Annotated in this window: 19 protein-coding genes; 8 read left to right on the top strand and 11 right to left on the bottom strand. The window is 61.2% G+C overall.

From position 1 onward, the window contains the following. Positions 1 to 577: 577 nt before the first annotated feature. Together SB772_RS34530 and SB772_RS34525 are read left to right on the top strand one after the other, a co-directional pair. A complete protein-coding gene (locus SB772_RS34530) occupies positions 578 to 1,147 on the top strand; it encodes a TetR/AcrR family transcriptional regulator (protein WP_410837613.1) in 570 nt (189 codons plus the stop codon). Between the two features lie 299 nt (positions 1,148 to 1,446). Next, entirely contained in the window at positions 1,447 to 2,571 is a 1,125-nt protein-coding gene (locus SB772_RS34525; RefSeq protein WP_410837612.1) for a methyltransferase, read from the top strand. A gap of 47 nt (positions 2,572 to 2,618) precedes the next feature. Here SB772_RS34525 and SB772_RS34520 read toward each other — a convergent pair whose 3' ends face one another. Beyond that, on the bottom strand, positions 2,619 to 3,890 hold the full coding sequence (locus SB772_RS34520; protein ID WP_410837611.1) for a TIGR03862 family flavoprotein: 1,272 nt from the start codon (positions 3,888 to 3,890) through the stop codon (positions 2,619 to 2,621). Positions 3,891 to 4,237: 347 nt separating this feature from the next. Between SB772_RS34520 and SB772_RS34515 the strand changes: the two genes are divergently transcribed. Next, positions 4,238 to 4,447, top strand: a complete 210-nt coding sequence (locus SB772_RS34515) for a DUF1059 domain-containing protein (RefSeq protein ID WP_410837610.1) — start codon at positions 4,238 to 4,240, stop codon at positions 4,445 to 4,447. Between the two features lie 80 nt (positions 4,448 to 4,527). On the opposite strand, the gene SB772_RS34510 is transcribed toward SB772_RS34515, so the two are convergent. Then, a complete protein-coding gene (locus tag SB772_RS34510; protein ID WP_410837609.1) occupies positions 4,528 to 4,848 on the bottom strand; it encodes a DNA-binding protein in 321 nt (106 codons plus the stop codon). A gap of 382 nt (positions 4,849 to 5,230) precedes the next feature. On the opposite strand from SB772_RS34510, the gene SB772_RS34505 reads away from it, so the two are divergent. After that, positions 5,231 to 6,067: a class I SAM-dependent methyltransferase gene (locus tag SB772_RS34505; protein ID WP_410837608.1), complete on the top strand. Its 837-nt coding sequence runs from the start codon at positions 5,231 to 5,233 to the stop codon at positions 6,065 to 6,067. A gap of 76 nt (positions 6,068 to 6,143) precedes the next feature. On the opposite strand, the gene SB772_RS34500 is transcribed toward SB772_RS34505, so the two are convergent. Both SB772_RS34500 and SB772_RS34495 read right to left on the bottom strand, forming a co-directional pair. Further along, on the bottom strand, positions 6,144 to 6,707 hold the full coding sequence (locus SB772_RS34500; protein WP_410837607.1) for a DUF1415 domain-containing protein: 564 nt from the start codon (positions 6,705 to 6,707) through the stop codon (positions 6,144 to 6,146). 69 nt (positions 6,708 to 6,776) lie between these two features. Next, on the bottom strand, positions 6,777 to 7,418 hold the full coding sequence (locus tag SB772_RS34495) for a TetR/AcrR family transcriptional regulator (protein WP_410837606.1): 642 nt from the start codon (positions 7,416 to 7,418) through the stop codon (positions 6,777 to 6,779). A gap of 156 nt (positions 7,419 to 7,574) precedes the next feature. Between SB772_RS34495 and SB772_RS34490 the strand changes: the two genes are divergently transcribed. Beyond that, complete coding sequence (locus SB772_RS34490) at positions 7,575 to 8,858, top strand: MFS transporter (RefSeq protein ID WP_410837605.1); 1,284 nt, start codon at positions 7,575 to 7,577, stop codon at positions 8,856 to 8,858. Positions 8,859 to 9,034: 176 nt separating this feature from the next. Further along, positions 9,035 to 9,628: a nitroreductase family protein gene (locus SB772_RS34485; RefSeq protein ID WP_410837604.1), complete on the top strand. Its 594-nt coding sequence runs from the start codon at positions 9,035 to 9,037 to the stop codon at positions 9,626 to 9,628. Between the two features lie 62 nt (positions 9,629 to 9,690). Here the strand turns inward: SB772_RS34485 and SB772_RS34480 are convergent, their stop codons facing one another. Beyond that, positions 9,691 to 11,166, bottom strand: a complete 1,476-nt coding sequence (locus SB772_RS34480; protein ID WP_410837603.1) for an MFS transporter — start codon at positions 11,164 to 11,166, stop codon at positions 9,691 to 9,693. Between the two features lie 189 nt (positions 11,167 to 11,355). Between SB772_RS34480 and SB772_RS34475 the strand changes: the two genes are divergently transcribed. Further along, on the top strand, positions 11,356 to 12,606 hold the full coding sequence (locus tag SB772_RS34475; protein ID WP_410837602.1) for an Hsp70 family protein: 1,251 nt from the start codon (positions 11,356 to 11,358) through the stop codon (positions 12,604 to 12,606). 102 nt (positions 12,607 to 12,708) lie between these two features. Here the strand turns inward: SB772_RS34475 and SB772_RS34470 are convergent, their stop codons facing one another. Continuing rightward, positions 12,709 to 12,912, bottom strand: coding sequence for a cold-shock protein (locus SB772_RS34470; RefSeq protein WP_007180251.1), 204 nt, complete (start codon positions 12,910 to 12,912; stop codon positions 12,709 to 12,711). 545 nt (positions 12,913 to 13,457) lie between these two features. On the opposite strand from SB772_RS34470, the gene SB772_RS34465 reads away from it, so the two are divergent. Beyond that, positions 13,458 to 15,053: an APC family permease gene (locus SB772_RS34465; RefSeq protein ID WP_410837601.1), complete on the top strand. Its 1,596-nt coding sequence runs from the start codon at positions 13,458 to 13,460 to the stop codon at positions 15,051 to 15,053. A 118-nt stretch (positions 15,054 to 15,171) separates the two neighbouring features. Here SB772_RS34465 and SB772_RS34460 read toward each other — a convergent pair whose 3' ends face one another. The 5 genes from SB772_RS34460 to prfA form a co-directional block, all read right to left on the bottom strand. Then, positions 15,172 to 15,957 carry a DODA-type extradiol aromatic ring-opening family dioxygenase gene (locus SB772_RS34460; protein WP_410837600.1) on the bottom strand — a complete coding sequence of 262 codons (786 nt, stop codon included), beginning with the start codon at positions 15,955 to 15,957 and terminating at the stop codon, positions 15,172 to 15,174. A gap of 168 nt (positions 15,958 to 16,125) precedes the next feature. Next, entirely contained in the window at positions 16,126 to 16,725 is a 600-nt protein-coding gene (locus SB772_RS34455) for a UbiX family flavin prenyltransferase (protein WP_410837599.1), read from the bottom strand. A gap of 44 nt (positions 16,726 to 16,769) precedes the next feature. Then, a complete protein-coding gene (gene grxD / locus SB772_RS34450) occupies positions 16,770 to 17,081 on the bottom strand; it encodes a Grx4 family monothiol glutaredoxin (RefSeq protein ID WP_410837598.1) in 312 nt (103 codons plus the stop codon). Between the two features lie 110 nt (positions 17,082 to 17,191). Further along, complete coding sequence (gene prmC / locus SB772_RS34445; protein ID WP_410837597.1) at positions 17,192 to 18,034, bottom strand: peptide chain release factor N(5)-glutamine methyltransferase; 843 nt, start codon at positions 18,032 to 18,034, stop codon at positions 17,192 to 17,194. A gap of 6 nt (positions 18,035 to 18,040) precedes the next feature. Beyond that, the gene (gene prfA, locus SB772_RS34440; RefSeq protein ID WP_410837596.1) at positions 18,041 to 19,123 is read right to left on the bottom strand and encodes a peptide chain release factor 1; all 1,083 of its coding nucleotides are present in this window, start codon (positions 19,121 to 19,123) and stop codon (positions 18,041 to 18,043) included. Positions 19,124 to 19,197 lie beyond the last annotated feature (74 nt).

Below are 19,197 nucleotides of genomic sequence, written 5' to 3'. Positions count from 1 at the left end.
GTTTTTTTTATTTTAAGCAGCGTTTAGGCGCGTTCAACGCGCAAGCAATAACCCGGCGCAATGCGGGGGAGTAGTTGGCTTTGATTGAGATGTGAATGTGGCTTTAACGCGCAAGCTGGCTAAGTAATAGCTGATTCAGCTGATTCGGAAAAATACTAGTTGCGGACGCAATATGTGTCCGCAACTGAATGTTGGCTTTTTTGAATCGATGCTGTAGGAGTTGTTGTAAATGCGCCAGCGCCACTCTCTCAGGTTCTATTTTGCAACGGTGTGTCCCCGTAGTTGATGCGACTATACAGAAGCTATACGGGTCTGTCTAATTTCTTGCCGGAAAGTGAATATGCATTTTGAATGAACGGACGTGTTTTTGTTCTGGTGAGTGGTGCCGATTACCCATGCAGACAGGTATTTCTATACTGCAGCGCGAATGTTTGCGCTGTACGAAATTCTCACCCGTGACTCAATCGAGACACACTCGGGTGAATCGGCAAAGCGCGCTATTCGGCCACGTGCGCGAGATGGTCGAGGGGAGGCGCTTGTATAATCGTTTCCCGGATATTTAACAAACAAGGCCGCCGTGTCCGACAAGCGTCAGCAGATTCTCGATACCGCAACGATCCTGTTCAGCAAGCATGGCTACCATGCCGTCGGCGTGGACTGGATCATTGCCGAATCGGGCGTCGCGAAAATGACCATGTACCGGCACTTCCCGTCCAAAACCGATCTGGTCATTGCGGTGTTGCGGCAGCGTCAGGAACAATGCGCGGTGTCGCTCAAGGCGTTTGTCGCCGAGGCGGATTCGCCGTTCGCCCGTCTCGAGCGTGTCTTCGAATGGCATCAAGACTGGTTCAGAAGCGCGATGTTCACCGGCTGCATGTTCGTCCACGTCGCTTCCGAATTCGCCGATAAAGGCAGCAGCATCCACGGTATTACCGTCGAGCAGAAGGCCGACCTGACGCAATTTATCGAGCAACTGGCCGCCGACATCGTGCCTGCCGAGCAGGCAAAGGCACTGGCACCGGTGATCGTGATGCTGCTCGACGGCGCCACGCTCGCGGTGCAAATCTCCGGCCGCAAAACTGCCGCAACCGATGCCTGGAGCGCCGCACGCGACTTGCTGGCCATGCATTCGACGTCCGCGGCGTAGTGCGGGGCAGGGCCGTCGGTCAGGCCACGCCGATGCAAAAACAGCCGTTTCTGCCCAGATCTCTTTCACCTTGTCGATATTAGACTTTTTGGTCTACGAGGCGCGCTTTGAAGGCGGCAAAAGCCGTGGCATCGGCATCCTCAGCGGCGTTCGCTAACGAATACCGCACCGCGAACCGAGGCGACAGAGTTACTATTCGGGCGTCAGTCGGCATCGCAAGAAAATCACTCCGGCGGGCAAAGCCCCCGACGACGCGCCGTTTCACCGCGTCACGCCCGCAAAACACATCCCACCTCATCATGATCAGCCCCGCAACCATCACCTGGCCCGAAGCCGACGGCCCCCGCACTGCGCGTTGGCGCTCCGAAGCAGCAGTGCCGCCGCCAAAGCGCGTCGTCGTCGCCGATGACCGCACGACCGCCGACTCTGCCTACCGCCTCGCGTGCGAAGGCACCGCGCTGCTCTGGAACGGCGACTTCCAGAATGCCCGCCAACTATTGCAAGCGGTCACGCGCCGTCTGGAGCGTAAGCCGCGCAAGCAGGGCGAGACGCCGCTCGATGCGTTCAACCTGCATCGTCAGGCGCAGTCGCAACGCGCCCGCACGCTCGGTATGATCCTGATCCCGCTCGATGCCGCCTACGCAATACCGCTGCGCCGCGCGCCTGAAGTGCAGCAGGCTTGCATCGAAACCTATGGACCGTCGACTGATGAGCCGTCGGTCGTGTCGCTGCGCGAATTGCTCGGACTGATCGGTGCGCACGAGTGGCGCAAGAAAGGCGTCGACATTCCCGCGCTGGGCGAGCGCATTCATCCGCACTACGGTGTGTTTTCACCGGTGCGCGGCGAATATGTGGACCTCGTCGCACGCACGCCGTTGCCGTCGCTGAACAAGGCGTTCGATATCGGCACCGGCACGGGCGTGCTGGCTGCGCTGCTCGCCAGACGCGGGGTGAAGAAAATTATCGCGACAGATCGGGATCCGCGAGCCCTCGCCTGTGCACGCGAAAACCTCACGCGTCTTGGTTACGATCAGCAGGTCGATGTCGTGGACGCGGATCTGTTCCCCGAAGGCCGCGCGCCGCTCGTGATCTGCAATCCGCCATGGGTGCCGGCACGGCCCGCGTCGCCGATCGAATACGCGGTCTACGATCCGGAAAGCCGCATGTTGCTAGGCTTCCTCAACGGCCTGGCGGAGCATCTGTCGCCAGGCGGCGAAGGCTGGCTGATCATGTCGGATTTCGCCGAGCATCTCGGTCTGCGCACGCGCGAATGGTTGCTCGCCGCGATCGAAAAGGCCGGGCTGACGGTGGTCAGCCGCGAGGACATTCGTCCGCGTCATCCGAAATCGACCGATGAGACCGATGCGCTGCACGCGGCGCGTGTGGCTGAGGTGACGTCGCTGTGGCGGCTGAAAGCGCGCTAGGCCACGGACGATGAAGCGCGACGCGCCGCTGAAAAGAAAGCGGCGTGCTAGACCGGCGCGTCGCGCGCCGCGAGATACGCTAGCGCGCCGCGTCCCGCCACAAGGCCGCTAGCGAAGCAGGCCGTCAGCAGATAGCCGCCGGTCGGCGCTTCCCAGTCGAGCATCTCGCCCGCGCAGAACGCGCCGGGCAGACGCTGGATCATCAACTGCGCGTCGAGCGCTTCGAAAGGTATCCCGCCAGCGGTGCTGATCGCTTCCTCGATTGGCCGCGTGCGGATGAGCCGTACCGGCAGCGCCTTGATTGCCTGAGCCAGTTGGTTGGTGTCAGCGAAAGCTTCCTTCGACAGAATCTCGTGCAGCAACGCGAGTTTTACGCCTCCAATACCGATTCTGCCTTGCAGATGACTCGACATTGAACGCGAGCCGCGCGGCCGCGTGACTTCGGCGACGATGCGCTCCAGCGTCAAGCCTGGCACCAGATCCAGCGTGATCGTGACGTCGCCGTCGGCGAGAATTCGCTCCCGGATTACTGCCGACAAGGCGTAAATCAGGCTCCCTTCGAGGCCTGTTTCGGTCAAAAGTATTTCACCTTGTCGATTGTGGACTTTTTTGTCTATATCCTTGACCGCTATGGCGACGGGCTTGACCGGCTCGCCTGCGAAACGCTCACGCAGATAGGGGCTCCAGTCGGCATCGAAGCCGCAGTTCGCGGGCCGTAACGGCGTCACCTGCACCTCGCGCGCGCGCATCAGCGGCACCCAGGCGGCGTCCGATCCGAGCCGTGGCCAGCTTGCGCCGCCGAGCGCGAATACGACGGCGTCGCAGCTCACGGTTTGCTCGCCTTCGGATGTTGCGAAGCGCAGGGCGTGCGGAGCGACGTTGTTGTCCTGGTCGCACCAGCCGATCCACTTGTGGCGCATATGAAAGCGCACCCCCGCTTCTCGCAATCGATGCAGCCACGCGCGCAGCATCGGCGCGGCTTTCATATCGGTCGGAAAAACCCGGCCCGAACTGCCGACAAAGGTTTCGACGCCGAGCTCGTGCAACCAGGCACGCAACGCCTCGGGGCCGAACGCATCGAGTAGCGGCGTGATCTGTGGGCGGCGCGGGCCATAACGGCCGAGAAACGGCTCGAGCGGCTCAGAGTGGGTGATGTTCATGCCGCCTTTGCCCGCCATCAGAAATTTGCGGCCAACCGACGGCATGGCGTCGTAGACGTCGACCTGCACGCCATGGCGGGTCAGCGCCTCGGCGGCCATCAGACCGGCGGGGCCGCCGCCGATCACGGCGACACGAGTGGAATCAAAGGAGGGTGACATGCGGTCCTGCAGATGAGCGGAGAGGCGGCGCGTTTGCACGATGCAATGATCGAGCGGCGCGAAGGGCGCTATTTTCACACTGCCGGCACGCCAGGGCAAACGGGCAGCTCCGCTGGCTGGCCGAAAACGTCTGAGTTCGGGCGTTTTGGCATTCGTTGAACTCGCGCGCGCTGCTATGCAATTCAGGTGCGCGAACTATACTTTTCAAAGACCTTCCATCGGACGCCGTTCGCGTCTTCCCCACGCCAAACCGGCTCAACACCTCCATGTCGCTCGACGCTGCCGTTGCGCTGCGGGTCGGTGAGATGGTTTGCGCGCGTGCTGTTGCCTAGATGACGGAGACTGTCATGACCCGCAAATATATCGACTGCCGTGAGTTTCCAAGCGAAATGAATTGCACGGTTGCGTTGTCCGCCGATACCGAGAGCGAATTGCTCGACGCGGCTGTGCAGCACGCGGTCACGGTTCACAAACACACGGACTCGCCGGAACTGCGCTCCCAGCTAAAGACGCTGTTTCATGAAGGCACGCCGCCGACGGAGGCGCCGCGCAAGTGATCTGTTCTTTCGTGAGAGTGGATGCCGGCTGACGAGAACGGGCGGCATGCGTTGCCCGCTTTCGTCGCGGCGTTGCTGGTTCAGCCGGGGTACGCCTCGTCCACTTTGAGGCCGGCGAGCTTGAAGATCACCCGCAGCGTTTGCGGTTTGATGTCGCGGCGCGAAGCGAGCGTGGTCATGACGAAGTCGAGCACCTTCGCGTATTTGAGCATTGTCAGGCATGTTTCCATGTCCACGCGGCCGTCGCGCATGACTTCGGCCAGACGCAGCATTTCGGTGGAGATATCGCGCGCCATCTCCAGTTCGAGTTGCTGCTTCTCCGACCACGCGGGCGTGGCGGTGAGCTTCGCCATCATTTCCTGAAACTTCTGCTCGACGTTTCCGTTGGGTATCGTATCCATTGCTGCCTCTTCTATTATCCGAGCGCGCTTCCGTTTGAGATCGCGGCGCGCTGCTGGTTACGTAACGTTCGGCCCGTGTTCCGGGTCCGCCATCCCCACATGCATTCGGTTCGCGTAATCGACGCGACGGCCGGCAGCCTGTTGTTATGCGTATGCCGGCTTGGGCTGTTGGTCGAGCCGGCACGCATGGTGTGTTGCGCCGCTTTGGAAACGTTCCGCGTACCGTTCGTCCAGCAGGAAGTGTTCCAGGATGCGGTGTTTTTCGTACGGCCTTCGCGGCTACTCAGGTGAGCAGGCCGCGCTTTGGGTAAACTGGCAGCAACTTTCCCTTTTTTCCGTCATCTGTCGCACGTTCGCGTTGCAATTGATGGCGGTACCCACGATGTCCAGCAAAACCCACGAAATCCGTCCGAACCAATCCGTCGAACTGCTGAAGGAACTTCATATCCTGACGCGCGACGGCAAGATGAACCAGGACAGCCGCCGCAAGCTGAAGCAGGTCTACCACCTGTTCCAGTTCATCGAGCCGCTGCTCAAAGAGCTCAAAGACAAGCAGGGCGACGTGACGCTCGTCGACCACGGCGCGGGCAAGTCATATCTAGGTTTTATCCTGTATGACCTTTTCTTCAAGGAGTTTCAGGGCGCCGCTGGTGGTGTTTCGCACATATACGGCATTGAGACGCGCGAGGATCTGGTGACCAGGTCCGAGGCACTGGCAGCACGGCTTGGCTTTACGGGGATGTCTTTTCTGAATCTGTCGGTGGCTGATTCGATCACTTCGGAGCGCTTGCCCGCAGAGATCGATATTGTGACGGCGCTGCATGCGTGTAATACCGCTACTGACGATGCGATTCGGTTTGCTTTGGAAAAGCATGCCAAATTTATTGTTGTGGTGCCGTGTTGCCAGGCTGAAGTGGCTGGGGTCTTGCGACAGAATAAGGGTAAATCACTCGGGAATGTCTTGACGGAGATCTGGCGGCATCCTTTGCATACGCGAGAGTTTGGGAGTCAAATTACTAACGTATTGCGGTGTTTGCAGCTGGAAGCTCATGGATATCAGGTGAGTGTTACCGAGCTCGTCGGGTGGGAGCACTCCATGAAGAATGAACTCATTATTGCGCAGTATAAGGATTTGCCGGGACGGCGGTCTGCTGAGCGGCTTAATGAAGTTATGGAGACGCTTGGGATTGGGGAGTTGAAGGAAAGGTTTTTTGTGTAAAGGTGATTTTCCTTGCAGGGGCGGCGCTGATGAACCAATAAGACAAAAAAAGCCAACGCCGCGGGCAAGCAACCAATCACTCGCCGCTGCGTTCCATCAACTCATTCCAGCCTGCAAGGCCGATCCTCCTGAGAGTCTCCTGATTCCGCTCGTAAATATCCTCCGCATCAGGAAAGGCCTGAACAGCTCGTTCAATACTTTCCTCGCGGAGCAAATGAAGAATCGGATACGGTGCCCGATTAGTATAATTTTCAATATCATCCGGCCCGCTGCCTTCAAACTGGTAATGAGGATGAAAACTGGCAATCTGAATTACACCTTCAAGTCGAAGCTGCTTGATCATCCGATCACAAAAAAACAAGCAATCGTTAAATTCCAGAAAATCGCCAAGCGTCTGCGGAAAAATTAACAGAGTGGTATCCACCGCATCAGGATCGGCGGCGACCAGCGCCTGAAGCTCGTTTTCGAGATCGATCAAAACCCCTTCCATATCGGCCGCCTCGCTAACGGCATAGCGAATTTGCCCCTTCACATGCACGGCCTTGGCAAAAGGGCACAAATTGAGCCCGATCACCGCTTTCGTCAGCCAATGACGGGTAGCAGCAACAACGGCATTACGAGACTCGGCAGGCAGCGGCATAAGAAAGCGGCAACGAAAGAGAAAACGTTATCTTACCGGGCCAAAGCCGGCCTGCCATGGCCCCAAAGTTCAAGCCACCGGCGCCGCACCGCATGAAGCGGCAATTAACTGCGCCGCCACCTTGGGTGCGGCAAGAATCGGCCCGCAACCCGGTCCGTAAGTCTGGCTGGCCGCATACACGCCCTCGATCATCAAACCCAGCGCATTGGCCAATGCCACGGGATTATCCGCCCCCGCAGCGGTCGTCAGCTCCGTGATCCGCGCAATCAGCCGTTCCTTGTTGCGAAACACGAACTGGCGAGCCGGATGCGACGTGTCCGGGAATTCCACTGAAACATTCACGAACGGGCAACCGCGGTAGTCATCGATCGACGCACGCGCCGCCAGGTCGTCGAAATACTGCTGGAGTTGCTTCGCCGGTTCGCCAGGATGCTTCGCAAAGCTCTTCTCCACGTACCCAAAAAACTGCTGGTCCTTGCGCTCCAGGTACGCCATCACCAGTTCGTCTTTCGACGAAAACTGGCGGTACAAGCTCATCTTGTTCACGCCGGCGCGCTCGACCACCGCGTCGACACCGACTGCTCGCACGCCCTCGCGGTAGAACAGTTCGTCCGCGGCGCGTAGCAAATGCTGCTGCGCTAGCGGCCCGGCGGTTTGCGCGCCGCGCGCGCGCCGTACACCGGCTGGCTTGGGAGTTTCGCTATCGGACATGGCGTGTCACCTGAATTGAATTGACGCCTTGACATGTTACCGATCAGTAACTAACATCGCAACACCAATTGTGACTGATTTGTCACAAGTCTTTTACCGAAGCTGTAACAATACGAAGCGGCGCAGCCTGCGGGGTACGCGTCGATTGGAGAGCCGATGAACTGGGCAGCGAGACTGATTGGCGGGCGTTTCCACTACGGCTGGTTGACCGTGGCGGTGGTGTTTCTGGTGTTGTTGGCGGCGGCCGGCACGCGCGCGACACCGAGCGTGATGATGGTTCCGCTCGAGCATCAATTTGGCTGGAGCCGTGCGACGATCTCGCTCGCGATCTCCGTGAACATCGCGCTTTACGGCCTGATGGGGCCGTTCGCGGCCGCCGCGATGCAGCGCTTCGGCGTGCGCCCGACGCTGCTCGCCGCGCTCGGCACGATGGCGGCGGGCGTGGCGCTGTCGTCGCTGATGACGCATCCGTGGCAGATGGTTCTGATCTGGGGCGTGATGGTCGGCGGCTCGACGGGTGTGGCGGCGCTGTCGCTGTCGGCCACCGTCGTGACCCGCTGGTTCACCACGCATCGCGGGCTGGTGATGGGGATTCTCACCGCCAGTTCGGCCACCGGCCAACTGGTGTTCCTGCCGATGCTCGCGGCCATCGCCGAGCATTACGGCTGGCGCCAGGTTGTGTGGGTCGTTGCCGGCGCAGCCGCGATCGTGTTGCCGCTGGTCGCATTTCTGCTGCCGGAGCGGCCGGCCGACATGAAGCTGCGTCCTTTCGGCGAACCGGCCAATGCCCCGATCACCACGACCGTCACGAAGCAGAATCCGCTGGCGATCGCCTTCGGCACGCTCGCAATGGCCAGCAAGACGCGCGATTTCTGGCTGCTGTTCTTCAGCTTCTTCATTTGCGGCGCGAGCACCAACGGCTACGTCGGCACGCATCTGATCGCGATGTGCGGCGATTACGGGATGACCGAAGTGCAGGGCGCATCGCTGCTCGCCGCGATGGGCATCTTCGATCTGTTCGGCACGACGCTGTCGGGCTGGCTTTCGGACCGCTTCAATAGCCGCGTGCTGCTGTTCTGGTATTACGGCCTGCGCGGCTTGTCGCTGATGTATCTGCCGCACGCGTTCGGCATCGACTTCTTCGGCCTGCCGGTTTTCGCCGTGTTCTATGGCCTCGACTGGATCGCCACCGTGCCGCCCACCGTCCGGCTCGCCACGGACGTCTACGGCAAGGAATCGGCTCCTGTCGTGTTCGGCTGGGTGGTCGCCGGTCACCAGCTGGGCGCAGCGTTCGCGGCGCTCGGCGCGGGCATGCTGCGTGCGAGCCTCGGCACCTACACAGTGGCGTCGATGATTTCGGGCGGCTTGTGCCTGGTCGCCGCCGTCATCGTGCTGCGCATCAACCGGCCGGCTCGGGTGCCGGAGGCGCAGGCGGTTTAAAGCCACACGTCAAAGCCAAGCGCTTGAACGCCAACGGCCCGCACGGGGCCGTTTTCCATTGCACTCTACGTAAAAACTAACTGCACGCTTGATGGAGCGCGTGCGGTAAAGCCCGGTTATGCTATGTGGCCCCGGGCAGCCGCCCGTCGATCATGAATTTCGACCGAGACAAGCGTATGGCCAACAAACCCGCTCCTACCGAAGTTGCCATTCACGAACTGATTGCGGGCCGCTGGAGCCCGCGTGCGTATTCGAGCGAGCCGGTGAGCCGCGAGCAACTGCATGCGGTTCTTGAAGCGGCGCGCTGGGCGCCGTCTTCGTATAACGCGCAACCGTGGCGTTTCCTCGTTTTTGACCGCAGCGTCGATGAAGTGGCCTTCAAGCAGGCTTTCGCCACGCTGGTGCCGTTCAACCAGGGCTGGAATGCGCCGGCGCCGGTGCTGATCGCCGTGACCACGCACACGCTTACCAGCAAGGGCGAAGTGAACCGTGCTGCGTCGTACGATGCGGGTGCGGCGGCGATGTCGTTGGTGTTGCAGGCGCACGCACTCGGTCTCGCCGCGCATCAGATGAGCGGCTTCGACCCGAAAGCGTTCCGCACGGCATTCACGCTGCCGAACGACGTCGACGTGATCGCGATCATTTCGCTCGGCCACTATGGCGACGCCGATAAGCTCGATCCGGTGTTGCGCGAGCGTGAGAAGTCGGTGCGTCAGCGTCTGCCACTCGCCGACATCGCATATGGCGGTGGCTGGAAGAAGGCGTTCTGAGCGCCGCGCAGTCGTAGCCGGTTGTAGTGTCAGGAAGCGCGCGGCGGCCGGCCGCGCGATTATTATTCGGCGTCGTCCGCGACGCTCGACAGCGGCGCGGCGACATGCTCCAGCGATTTGCGCTCGGCATCCACGCCCCAGATCGCGGCGATCACTGCCGCCGCCAACATCAGGCCCGAGCCGACCAGATAGCCCGAAAACACTTCGCTGCGTTGATGCGTGTCGATCAGCCGGCCGAAGAACGCCGGACCGACGATGCCGCCGAGCGCCGTGCCGAACGCATAGAACACCGCGATCGCCAGGGCGCGGATTTCGAGCGGGAAGGATTCGCTGACCGTCAGATACGCCGAACTGGCCGCGGCCGACGCGAAAAAGAAGATCACCATCCAGGCGATCGTCTGCGTGACGACAGTCAGCAGCTGTTGCTCGAACAGATAGCCGCTCAGTGTCAGCAGAATCGCGGAGAGTCCGTAGGTCGCCGTGATCATCTTGCGTCGGCCGATTACGTCGAAGAGCCGGCCCAGCACAAGCGGCCCGAGGAAGTTGCCGAGCGCGAACGGCAGCAGATACCAGCCGATGCGCTCGCCCGGCACCTGATAGAAATCGGTGAGCACCAGCGCATAGGTGAAAAAGATCGCGTTGTAGAAGAACGCCTGCGCGGTCATCAGCGAAAGTCCGACTAGCGCACGGCGTCGATGCAGGTTGAACAGCGTGTGGAACACCTCGCGCAGCGGCGTATGTCCGCGCGAGCGCAGGCGCAGCCCTGTCAGTTCATCGTCCACGAGTTGGTGGCCTTTGTCGCGAAATCGCGTTTCGATGCCCTCGACAATCGACCGCGCGTGGGGTTCACCGCCGTGCGTGAGCAACCAGCGCGGGCTTTCCGGCACCCACATGCGCATCGGCAAGATCGCGAGTGCCAGCACTGCGCCAATGAAGAAGCACGCGCGCCAGCCCCAATCGGCAGGTAGCAGGCGCGGATCGAGCAACACCAGCGAACCGGCCGCGCCCAACCCGGCGCCGACCCAGAACGTGCCGTTGATACCCAGATCGGTCCAGCCACGCACGCGTGCCGGGGTGAATTCCTGGATCGTAGAATTGATCGCCGTGTATTCGCCGCCGATGCCCGCGCCAGTCAAAAAGCGAAACAGCAGAAAGCTGGCGAGATTCCACGCCAGCGAGGTGGCCGCGGTGGCGGCCAGATACAGCGTCAGCGTGATGAAGAACAGCTTGCGCCGGCCGAGCCGGTCGGTCAGCCAGCCGAAGCCGAGCGCGCCGAGCACCGCGCCGGCGATGTAAGCACTGCCGGCGAGGCCCACTTCGGCGTTGGTAAAGTGCAACGATGGGCTAGACTTCAACGCACTTGCCACGGCGCCCGCCAGCGTCACTTCAAGACCGTCGAGCAGCCAGGTCACGCCCAGCGCCACGACGATCAGCGAATGGAAGCGTCCCCAGGGCAAGCGGTCGAGCCGCGAAGGGAGATCGGTTTCGATGACAGCGGACGTTTTTTCGTCGACAGCGGCGGTGGGCGGCGCGTGCATTGCTAGAAGTCTCCTGAATCTCGAAAATTGGCGGCGTATTCTGTCCGACTGAGCAATTTTCGTTCCGCTGAGCCGGTCGTGGTCAGGGTGGCGAGCGTCCCCGACGCGTTAGTTGATGCTAATTGGGCTTTCGTGATACAAAGCCGCTCCTCCTTCTGTCCGCGCCAGCCGTGAGCGGCGATTCCTGCCATGAACTATTGCGCGATTGACTTCGGTACTTCCAATTCGGCTGTCGCTGTGCCCGACGGCGCCGCGCTGCGGCTTGCGCCGGTCGAGGGCGCCTATACGACGCTGCCGACCGCCGTCTTTTTCAACACCGACGAAGACACCCGCGAATTCGGGCGCTCGGCGCTGGAGGCGTACATCGACGGTTTCGACGGCCGCCTGATGCGCTCGATGAAAAGTATTCTCGGCTCGCCGCTCGCCGAGAATTCGACCGATCTCGGCGACGGCTCGGCGATCAAATACACCGATGTGATCGCGATCTTCGTCGATCACCTGAAACGTTCGGCTGAAGCCAGCGCCGGTGGTCCGATCAGCCGCGCCGTGCTGGGCCGCCCGGTATTTTTCGTCGACGACGATCCGCGCGCCGACCAACTTGCGCAGCAGCAGCTCGAAGCGGCGGCGCGCTCGGTCGGTTTGCGCGAGATTCACTTCCAGTATGAGCCAATCGCCGCAGCGTTCGACTACGAATCGCATCTGACGGAAGAGGGCCTCGTACTGGTGGCCGACATCGGCGGCGGTACGTCGGACTTTTCGCTGGTGCGGGTCGGGCCGGAGCGGATGAAGCGCGCCGAGCGTAAAGACGACGTGCTGGCGCACCACGGCGTGCACGTCGCGGGCACCGACTTCGACCGTCGCGTCGAACTCGTGACGATCCTGCGCGAGCTGGGTTATCAAACGCTCGACCCGGAAGGCCGCGAGATTCCGAACCGGATCTATTTCGATCTGGCGACGTGGCACCTGATCAACACCGTCTACGCGCCGAAACGTGTCAGCGAACTCGCGCTGATGCGGCATCTGTTCACCGAGATCAAGCATCATGACCGGCTGATGCGGGTCGTGGAGCGCCGCCTGGGGCATGCGCTGGCGGCGCACGCGGAAGAGGCGAAGATCGGCGTGGCCGCGGGCGGCGAGACTGTGATCGATCTCGATCAGGTGGAAGACGATTTGCGCCTCGCGTTCGACGAGGCTCAGCTCATCAAGGCCGGCCACGACGAGACGCTGCGTATCGTGCAAGCGGCGCGTGACACGGTGCAGGCAGCCGGCGTAGCCACACGCGACGTCGGCGCGATTTACTTCACGGGCGGTTCGACCGGTCTGGCGTTTCTGTCCAGCGCATTGGCGGCTGCCTTTCCGGATGCGAAAGCGGTATTCGGCGATCGTCTCGCCAGCGTTGCAACAGGCCTTGGGATTCACGCACGGCGGGTGTTCGGATAACCAATCGCATACAGCGAAGATAATCCGTCTACCCAATTGCGACGGATATAAAAAAACCCCGCCGAGGCGGGGTTTTTTGCGTCCAGAAGGAAGCGTGCTTGCTTACACCGGCTTGATGTTAGCAGCTTGCTTGCCCTTCGGGCCCGTCTTCACTTCAAACGTAACCTTTTGGTTTTCTTGCAGCGTCTTGAAGCCTTCCGTGCGGATTTCCGAGAAATGCGCGAACAGATCTTCGCCACCGCCGTCCGGCGTGATGAAGCCAAAGCCCTTTGCGTCATTGAACCACTTGACGGTACCGGTTTCCATATTACTTGTTCCTAAAGATGGTGAATAAGGCCGAAGCCCAATGGGTGCATGAAAATCAAGGAAGGGGGTAATGGGACCAACCGGAGTACCGTTGATGGGCGAACTACGAAAGACCAATTCACTCGCCGCTTGAAATCCTGCCCGAACGTTATACGGCGATTTCGAGAGAAGGTCAACTGTCTCCCCTCATCTTTACGGAAATTCGATCAATCGGCGCAAAAATTGCTTACAAACCTTGCTATTCGTCCGAGAATTTTGCCAGGGAGAACCCTTAATTCCGCTGCAGCGGAAGGGTGCAACCGTTAAACTACGCGCCGCGCACCGGTTGCACCGGTCGCGCATGCATGCGCGTCACCCGTTTCCAGCGCCACAAGCGATGTCACGCGGTGTCGACACATGGTTTTGATGCAATCTGCATGGGACCGGAGTAAGTGCTATGGGACCGGAGTAAGTGCTATGGGACCAGAGTAAGCGCTAAAGCGCCAACTCTGATCGACGCGCCAACTCTGGTCGACACGCTCACTCCGGCCGACACAGGAGAAGACGTGAATAGTTCTATACAGAGGAACATCGGGCCGGTCGCGTTGCTGCTGACCGGCTTGGGTTCGATCATCGGCTCGGGCTGGCTGTTCGGCGCATGGAAGGCCGCAAAAATTGCCGGGCCGGCTGCCATTTGTGCATGGGTAATCGGTGCGGTCGTGATTCTCGCGATTGCGCTGACCTATGCCGAACTCGGCGCGATGTTCCCGGAGTCCGGCGGCATGGTGCGTTACGCGCGCTATTCGCACGGCGCGCTGGTTGGCTTCATCAGTGCATGGGCCAACTGGATCGCTATCGTCTCGGTGATTCCAATCGAGGCCGAAGCATCCATTCAATACATGAGCACGTGGCCGTATCCATGGGCGCATGCACTATTCGTGAATGGAGAATTAACGGCCAATGGGCTATTGCTATCCGCCGCATTGGTGATCATTTACTTCCTGCTGAACTATTGGGGCGTCAAGCTGTTCGCGCGTGCCAATTCGGCGATCACGATCTTCAAGTTCCTGATTCCGGGTGCGACGATTGCCGGTCTGATGTTGACGGGCTTCCACAAGGAAAACTTCGGCGAAGCGAGCACCTTCGCGCCGTACGGTTGGTCGGCTGTGCTGACGGCAGTGTCGACGAGCGGTATCGTGTTCGCGTTCAACGGTTTCCAGAGCCCGATCAACCTCGCCGGTGAAGCGCGCAATCCGGGCAGGAGCGTGCCGTTCGCGGTAATCGGCTCGATCCTGCTGGCGCTGGTGATCTACGTGCTGCTACAGGTCGCGTATATCGGCGCGGTGAACCCGAGCGACGTGATGAAGGGCTGGGGCCACTTCAATTTCGCTTCGCCGTTCGCTGAACTGGCGATCGCGCTGAACCTGAACTGGCTGGCCATCCTGCTGTACGTCGACGCGTTCGTCAGCCCGAGCGGTACCGGCACGACCTACATGGCGACCACCACCCGCATGATCTACGCGATGGAGCGCAACAACACGATGCCGAAAATGTTCGGCAACGTGCACCCGTTCTACGGCGTGCCGCGTCAGGCGATGTGGTTCAACCTGCTGGTGTCGTTTATTTTCCTGTTCTTCTTCCGCGGTTGGAGTTCGCTGGCTGCGGTGATTTCGGTCGCGACGGTGATTTCGTACCTCACCGGCCCGATCAGCCTGATGGCGCTGCGCCGCGCGGCGACGGATCTGGAGCGTCCGCTGCACATTGCGGGCATGAAGATCATCGCGCCGTTTGCATTCGTGTGCGCGTCGCTGATTCTGTACTGGGCGAAGTGGCCACTGACCGGCGAAATCATTCTGCTGATGGTCGTTGCGCTGCCGGTGTATTTCTACTTCCAGGCGAAGTCGGGCTTCGGCGGCTGGGGCCGCGATCTGAAGGCAGCCTGGTGGCTGGTGGCCTATCTGCCGATCATGGCGATCCTGTCGCTGATCGGCAGCAAGGAATTCGGTGGCCGCGGCATCCTGCCGTACGGCTGGGACATGCTGGTGGTGATCGCGTTTTCGCTGGTGTTCTACTACTGGGGCGTGAATAGCGGCTACCGCTCGGAGTATCTGGAAGAGCGTGAAACGCACGACGAAGTGCTCGAAGGCATGAGCGTGCATTAAGTTGCTGCGCTGACCCTGTCCGCCGGATCGCGGTCCGGCAGAACATGCGGAAAAAGCCCGCCTGAATTGCTCAGGCGGGCTTTTTCGTTGGTGCGCCGTTGGTGCGTTCCAATTTCAGTCAGGCGGTGCCGAACACGTAGTTCGTCATTGCCAATGAGCGCTGGTAGGTCCCGAGTGACTGAATCGCCAGCGAATAATCGTCGTCGGCCGCACCGAGCGCCGCGAATACCGGCAGCAGATGCTCGTCGGTCGGATGCATCAGCACCGCGTGCGGCGCCTGACGGCGATAGTCGAGCAACGCATCGATGTCGTGCGCGGCGAGCCTTGCCTCGAACCAATCGGTGAATTCGGCGACGCGCGGATCGGCGTCTTCTGGTCGAGCCGAAAAGTCGGCGGCGCGCAGGTTGTGCGTGATCTGGCCCGAGCCGATCACCATCACGCCGTCGTCCTTCAGCGCACGCAGCGCCCGCCCGACGCGGAAGTGATGTGCGGCGTCCATGTGCGGCTGGATCGACAACTGCGCGACCGGCATGTCGGCTTGCGGAAACATCAGCAGCATCGGCACCCACGCGCCGTGGTCCAGGCCGTGCGGCTGGGCATCGGTGAGGATGCCGTGTTCGCCGAGCAGCACGGCGGCGCGGCGCGCTACGTCGGGCGCGCCCGGAGCCGGGTACTGAATCTCGTACAACTGACGCGGAAAACCATAGAAATCGTGGATGGTCTCCGGCGCGGTGGAAATGCTCGCCACCGGTTGTGCCGTGCCCCAGTGGGCCGACAGCATCAGAATGGCTTCCGGACGTGGCAGTTGCGCCGACAGCGTCGCGAATTCCGCCGACGGCAGCGATGGGTCGATCGGCAGCGTGGGCGCGCCGTGGGAGAGGAAAAGCGACGGTAAGCGATTCATGGCAGCAATGCCGCCGCGTAGGGGCGGCGCAGAGGTTGGGTTGCTATCAATATAGATCTGCACCGGCGTTTGATAAACGGGTGAAAACAGAATTGATTGTGTCGCAGACGTTGTTAATTGGTTCGACGCAGCGACCCAGCTCTGGCCCAAACGCGATGCAAGCGTGAATTATTCCTGTGCGCCGCGCAATCCCCGCCAAGCTGGCGACAACGCCGGACCGAGCGCGAACAGATCCAGCACGCGTGCCACCGTATGATCGACCATCTCATCGATCGAGGCAGGCTGGTTGTAGAAGGCGGGTAAGGGCGGAAAGATCACGCCGCCCATTTCGGTGACAGCCGTCATGTTGCGCAGATGCGCGAGATTGAACGGCGTTTCGCGGACTAAAAGTACGAGGCGGCGGCGTTCTTTCAGCGTCACATCGGCTGCGCGGGTAATCAGGTTGTCGGAAAGGCCGTGCGCGACGCTGGCGAGCGTTTTCATTGAGCAAGGGGCGACCACCATGCCGTCGGTCGCGAACGAGCCGGACGCGATGCTCGCGCCGACGTCGCGGACCGAATGGACGACATCCGCGAGCGGATGCACGTCTTCTTTGCTCAACTGCAGTTCGTGCTGGATATTGAGCCAGCCGGCGCTCGAAATCAGCAGATGGCTTTCGACCCCGCCTAGCTTGCGCAACGTCTCGAGCAACCGGATGCCGTAGATGGCGCCGGTTGCGCCGGTGATCGCGACGATCAGCCGGCGGGGCGCCGCAGCGCGTGTTTCCATGGCTCGCGGCGCCTTATTGGAGCGGGTCTTCGAACAGCGGTCGTTCAGACCGCAGCAAACAGTTGCTGCAGTTCGCCCGATTCGTACATCTCCATCATGATGTCGGAGCCGCCGACGAATTCGCCCTTCACATAGAGCTGCGGAATGGTCGGCCAGTTCGAGAACTGCTTGATGCCCTGGCGGACTTCGTCGTCTTCGAGCACGTTGACGGTCTTGAACTCGCTGACGTTGCACGCCTTCAGGATCTGGATGGCGCGGCCCGAGAAGCCGCACATCGGGAACTGGGCATTGCCCTTCATGAAGAGCACGACGTTGTTTTCGTCGACGATTTGCTTGATGCGTTGTTGCGTATCCATGACTGACCTTGCGGTTCCGTTATGTGTAGGGAATAGGCTGAAATGATAGCGGATTTCAGTAAGACCGGCCGAGGCCTGCTCTGGCCTCCTGGCTATTAAAGCCAGTAATCTTAGCCGGGCAACCGCCCGCCGCTGATTCGCTCGATGCCGGCAAGATCCTGCTCCGAGTGGACTTCTACGAAACCTTGTGCGGAAAGAAGCGCGCGAACGGCTTCTGCCTGATCGTACCCGTGTTCGATCAACAATACGCCATTGGCGCTCAAACGTGTTGGCGCGCCGGCCACGATGATGCGGATCGCGCTAAGGCCGTCGGCTTCGTCGGTGAGCGCGCCGCGCGGCTCGAAGCGCAGATCGCCTTCGGACAGATGCGGATCGCCGCTCGCAATATAGGGTGGATTGCTGACGATGACGTCGAAGCGCCGCGTTGTGTCGAGGGTGTCGTACCAGTTGCTTTGCATGAGCACCAAAGCGCCGCCGGGACGCCTTGCGTCCAGCAGGCGCGTGGCATTGCGCGTGGCGACCACCAGCGCTTCGACGGAACGATCCAGCGCCCAGACTTGCGCATCCGGACGCATCGACGCAATCGCCACCGCGATCGCGCCGGTGCCGGTGCCGAGATCGAGCACGCGCGGCCGCGAGACGCCTTCCATCGCTGTCAGCGCTGTTTCGACCAGCAGTTCGGTTTCGGGGCGCGGTATCAGCACATCCGGTGTGACGTCGAAGTCGAGTCCGAAAAACTCCCGCGCGCCGATCAGCTGTGCTACCGGCTCGCCGGCCGCGCGCCGCGCTTCAAGCGTCTGGTAGCGGGCGAGCGCAGCCGCGTCCAGCACATCGTCGCCGCGCGTAATCAACTCGGTGCGCCGCCAGCCCAGCACGTGCGTTAGCAGAATGCGCGCTTCGAGCGGCGGCAACGGCGAGGCGCGCAACAGTGCGGCGGGCGTGTCCGGGCTCATTCGCGCTTAGTCCGCGTCGCCCAGCGAAGCCAGCAACTCCGCCTGATGCTCGCTGACCAGTGCCGCGATCAATTCGTCGAGATCGCCGTCCATGATCGCGTCGAGCCGATATAGGGTGAGATTGATCCGGTGATCGGTCAGACGCCCTTGCGGGAAGTTGTACGTGCGAATCCGCTCCGAGCGATCGCCCGAGCCGATCAGGCTCTTGCGCGTTGCCGCTTCCTTCGCTTGCTGCTCGTGCGACTGCTTGTCCTTGATGCGCGCGGCCAGCACCTTCAGCGCGCGATCCTTGTTCTTGTGCTGTGACCGATCGTCCTGACATTCGACGACGATGCCGGTCGGCAAGTGCGTGACCCGCACGGCCGAATCGGTCTTGTTGATGTGCTGCCCGCCCGCACCGGACGCACGGAACGTGTCGATCCGCAGATCGGCCGGATTGATCTCGACTTCGCCGATTTCATCCGCTTCCGGCATCACGGCGACCGTGCACGCCGACGTGTGAATGCGACCCTGCGTTTCGGTCGCCGGCACGCGTTGCACGCGATGCCCGCCGGACTCGAACTTGAGCTTCGAATAGGCCGCTTCGCCGGCGATCCGCACGATCACTTCCTTATAGCCGCCGAGATCCGATTCGCTCGCCGACATCATCTCGACTTGCCAGCGATTGCGTTCGGCGAAGCGCAGATACATCCGCAGCAGGTCGCCCGCGAACAGCGCGGATTCGTCGCCGCCAGTACCGGCGCGGATTTCGAGGAAGATGTTGCGGTCGTCGTTCGGATCTTTCGGCAGCAGCATTTTCTGCAATTCGGCGCCGAGCTTGTCCATCCGCTCGCGCGCCGCGCGAATTTCCTCTTCCGCGAAGTCGCGCATCGAGGTGTCCGCCAGCAGTTCCTGCGCGGTTGCCGCGTCGGTCATGGCCTGGCGCCACAGCGCGTAATGCTCGACGACCGGCCCAAGCTCGGCGTGTTCGCGCGTGAGCTTGCGGTATTGGTCGAGATTCGCGGTGATGTCCTCGCGGCTCAACAGGTCGTTCAGTTCGGCCAGCCGGGTGGTGAGCTGGTCGAGCTTGCGTTGCATGCTCGTTTTCATCGGACGGGTTTCGGAGCGGGCTCCGGAAAGGACGACGACTAGGGAAGTAGGCAGATGCCCTGATCAGAAGCACG

It is taken from the genome of Paraburkholderia sp. SIMBA_030, assembly GCF_046535245.1.
GTDB lineage: Bacteria > Pseudomonadota > Gammaproteobacteria > Burkholderiales > Burkholderiaceae > Paraburkholderia.
Note: the sequence above shows the minus strand (reverse complement) of the source record. Positions and strands in the feature narration are given on the sequence as shown.

Excerpts from the sequence above, each read along its gene's own strand:
- SB772_RS34525 (WP_410837612.1), top strand. The coding sequence starts at position 1,447 with ATGATCAGCCCCGCAACCATCACCTGGCCCGAAGCCGACGGCCCCCGC.
- SB772_RS34520 (WP_410837611.1), bottom strand. The coding sequence starts at position 3,890 with ATGTCACCCTCCTTTGATTCCACTCGTGTCGCCGTGATCGGCGGCGGC.
- SB772_RS34515 (WP_410837610.1), top strand. The coding sequence starts at position 4,238 with ATGACCCGCAAATATATCGACTGCCGTGAGTTTCCAAGCGAAATGAAT.
- SB772_RS34510 (WP_410837609.1), bottom strand. The coding sequence starts at position 4,848 with ATGGATACGATACCCAACGGAAACGTCGAGCAGAAGTTTCAGGAAATG.
- SB772_RS34505 (WP_410837608.1), top strand. The coding sequence starts at position 5,231 with ATGTCCAGCAAAACCCACGAAATCCGTCCGAACCAATCCGTCGAACTG.
- SB772_RS34500 (WP_410837607.1), bottom strand. The coding sequence starts at position 6,707 with ATGCCGCTGCCTGCCGAGTCTCGTAATGCCGTTGTTGCTGCTACCCGT.
- SB772_RS34495 (WP_410837606.1), bottom strand. The coding sequence starts at position 7,418 with ATGTCCGATAGCGAAACTCCCAAGCCAGCCGGTGTACGGCGCGCGCGC.
- SB772_RS34490 (WP_410837605.1), top strand. The coding sequence starts at position 7,575 with ATGAACTGGGCAGCGAGACTGATTGGCGGGCGTTTCCACTACGGCTGG.
- SB772_RS34485 (WP_410837604.1), top strand. The coding sequence starts at position 9,035 with ATGGCCAACAAACCCGCTCCTACCGAAGTTGCCATTCACGAACTGATT.
- SB772_RS34480 (WP_410837603.1), bottom strand. The coding sequence starts at position 11,166 with ATGCACGCGCCGCCCACCGCCGCTGTCGACGAAAAAACGTCCGCTGTC.
- SB772_RS34475 (WP_410837602.1), top strand. The coding sequence starts at position 11,356 with ATGAACTATTGCGCGATTGACTTCGGTACTTCCAATTCGGCTGTCGCT.
- SB772_RS34470 (WP_007180251.1), bottom strand. The coding sequence starts at position 12,912 with ATGGAAACCGGTACCGTCAAGTGGTTCAATGACGCAAAGGGCTTTGGC.
- SB772_RS34460 (WP_410837600.1), bottom strand. The coding sequence starts at position 15,957 with ATGAATCGCTTACCGTCGCTTTTCCTCTCCCACGGCGCGCCCACGCTG.
- SB772_RS34455 (WP_410837599.1), bottom strand. The coding sequence starts at position 16,725 with ATGGAAACACGCGCTGCGGCGCCCCGCCGGCTGATCGTCGCGATCACC.
- grxD (WP_410837598.1), bottom strand. The coding sequence starts at position 17,081 with ATGGATACGCAACAACGCATCAAGCAAATCGTCGACGAAAACAACGTC.
- prmC (WP_410837597.1), bottom strand. The coding sequence starts at position 18,034 with ATGAGCCCGGACACGCCCGCCGCACTGTTGCGCGCCTCGCCGTTGCCG.
- prfA (WP_410837596.1), bottom strand. The coding sequence starts at position 19,123 with ATGAAAACGAGCATGCAACGCAAGCTCGACCAGCTCACCACCCGGCTG.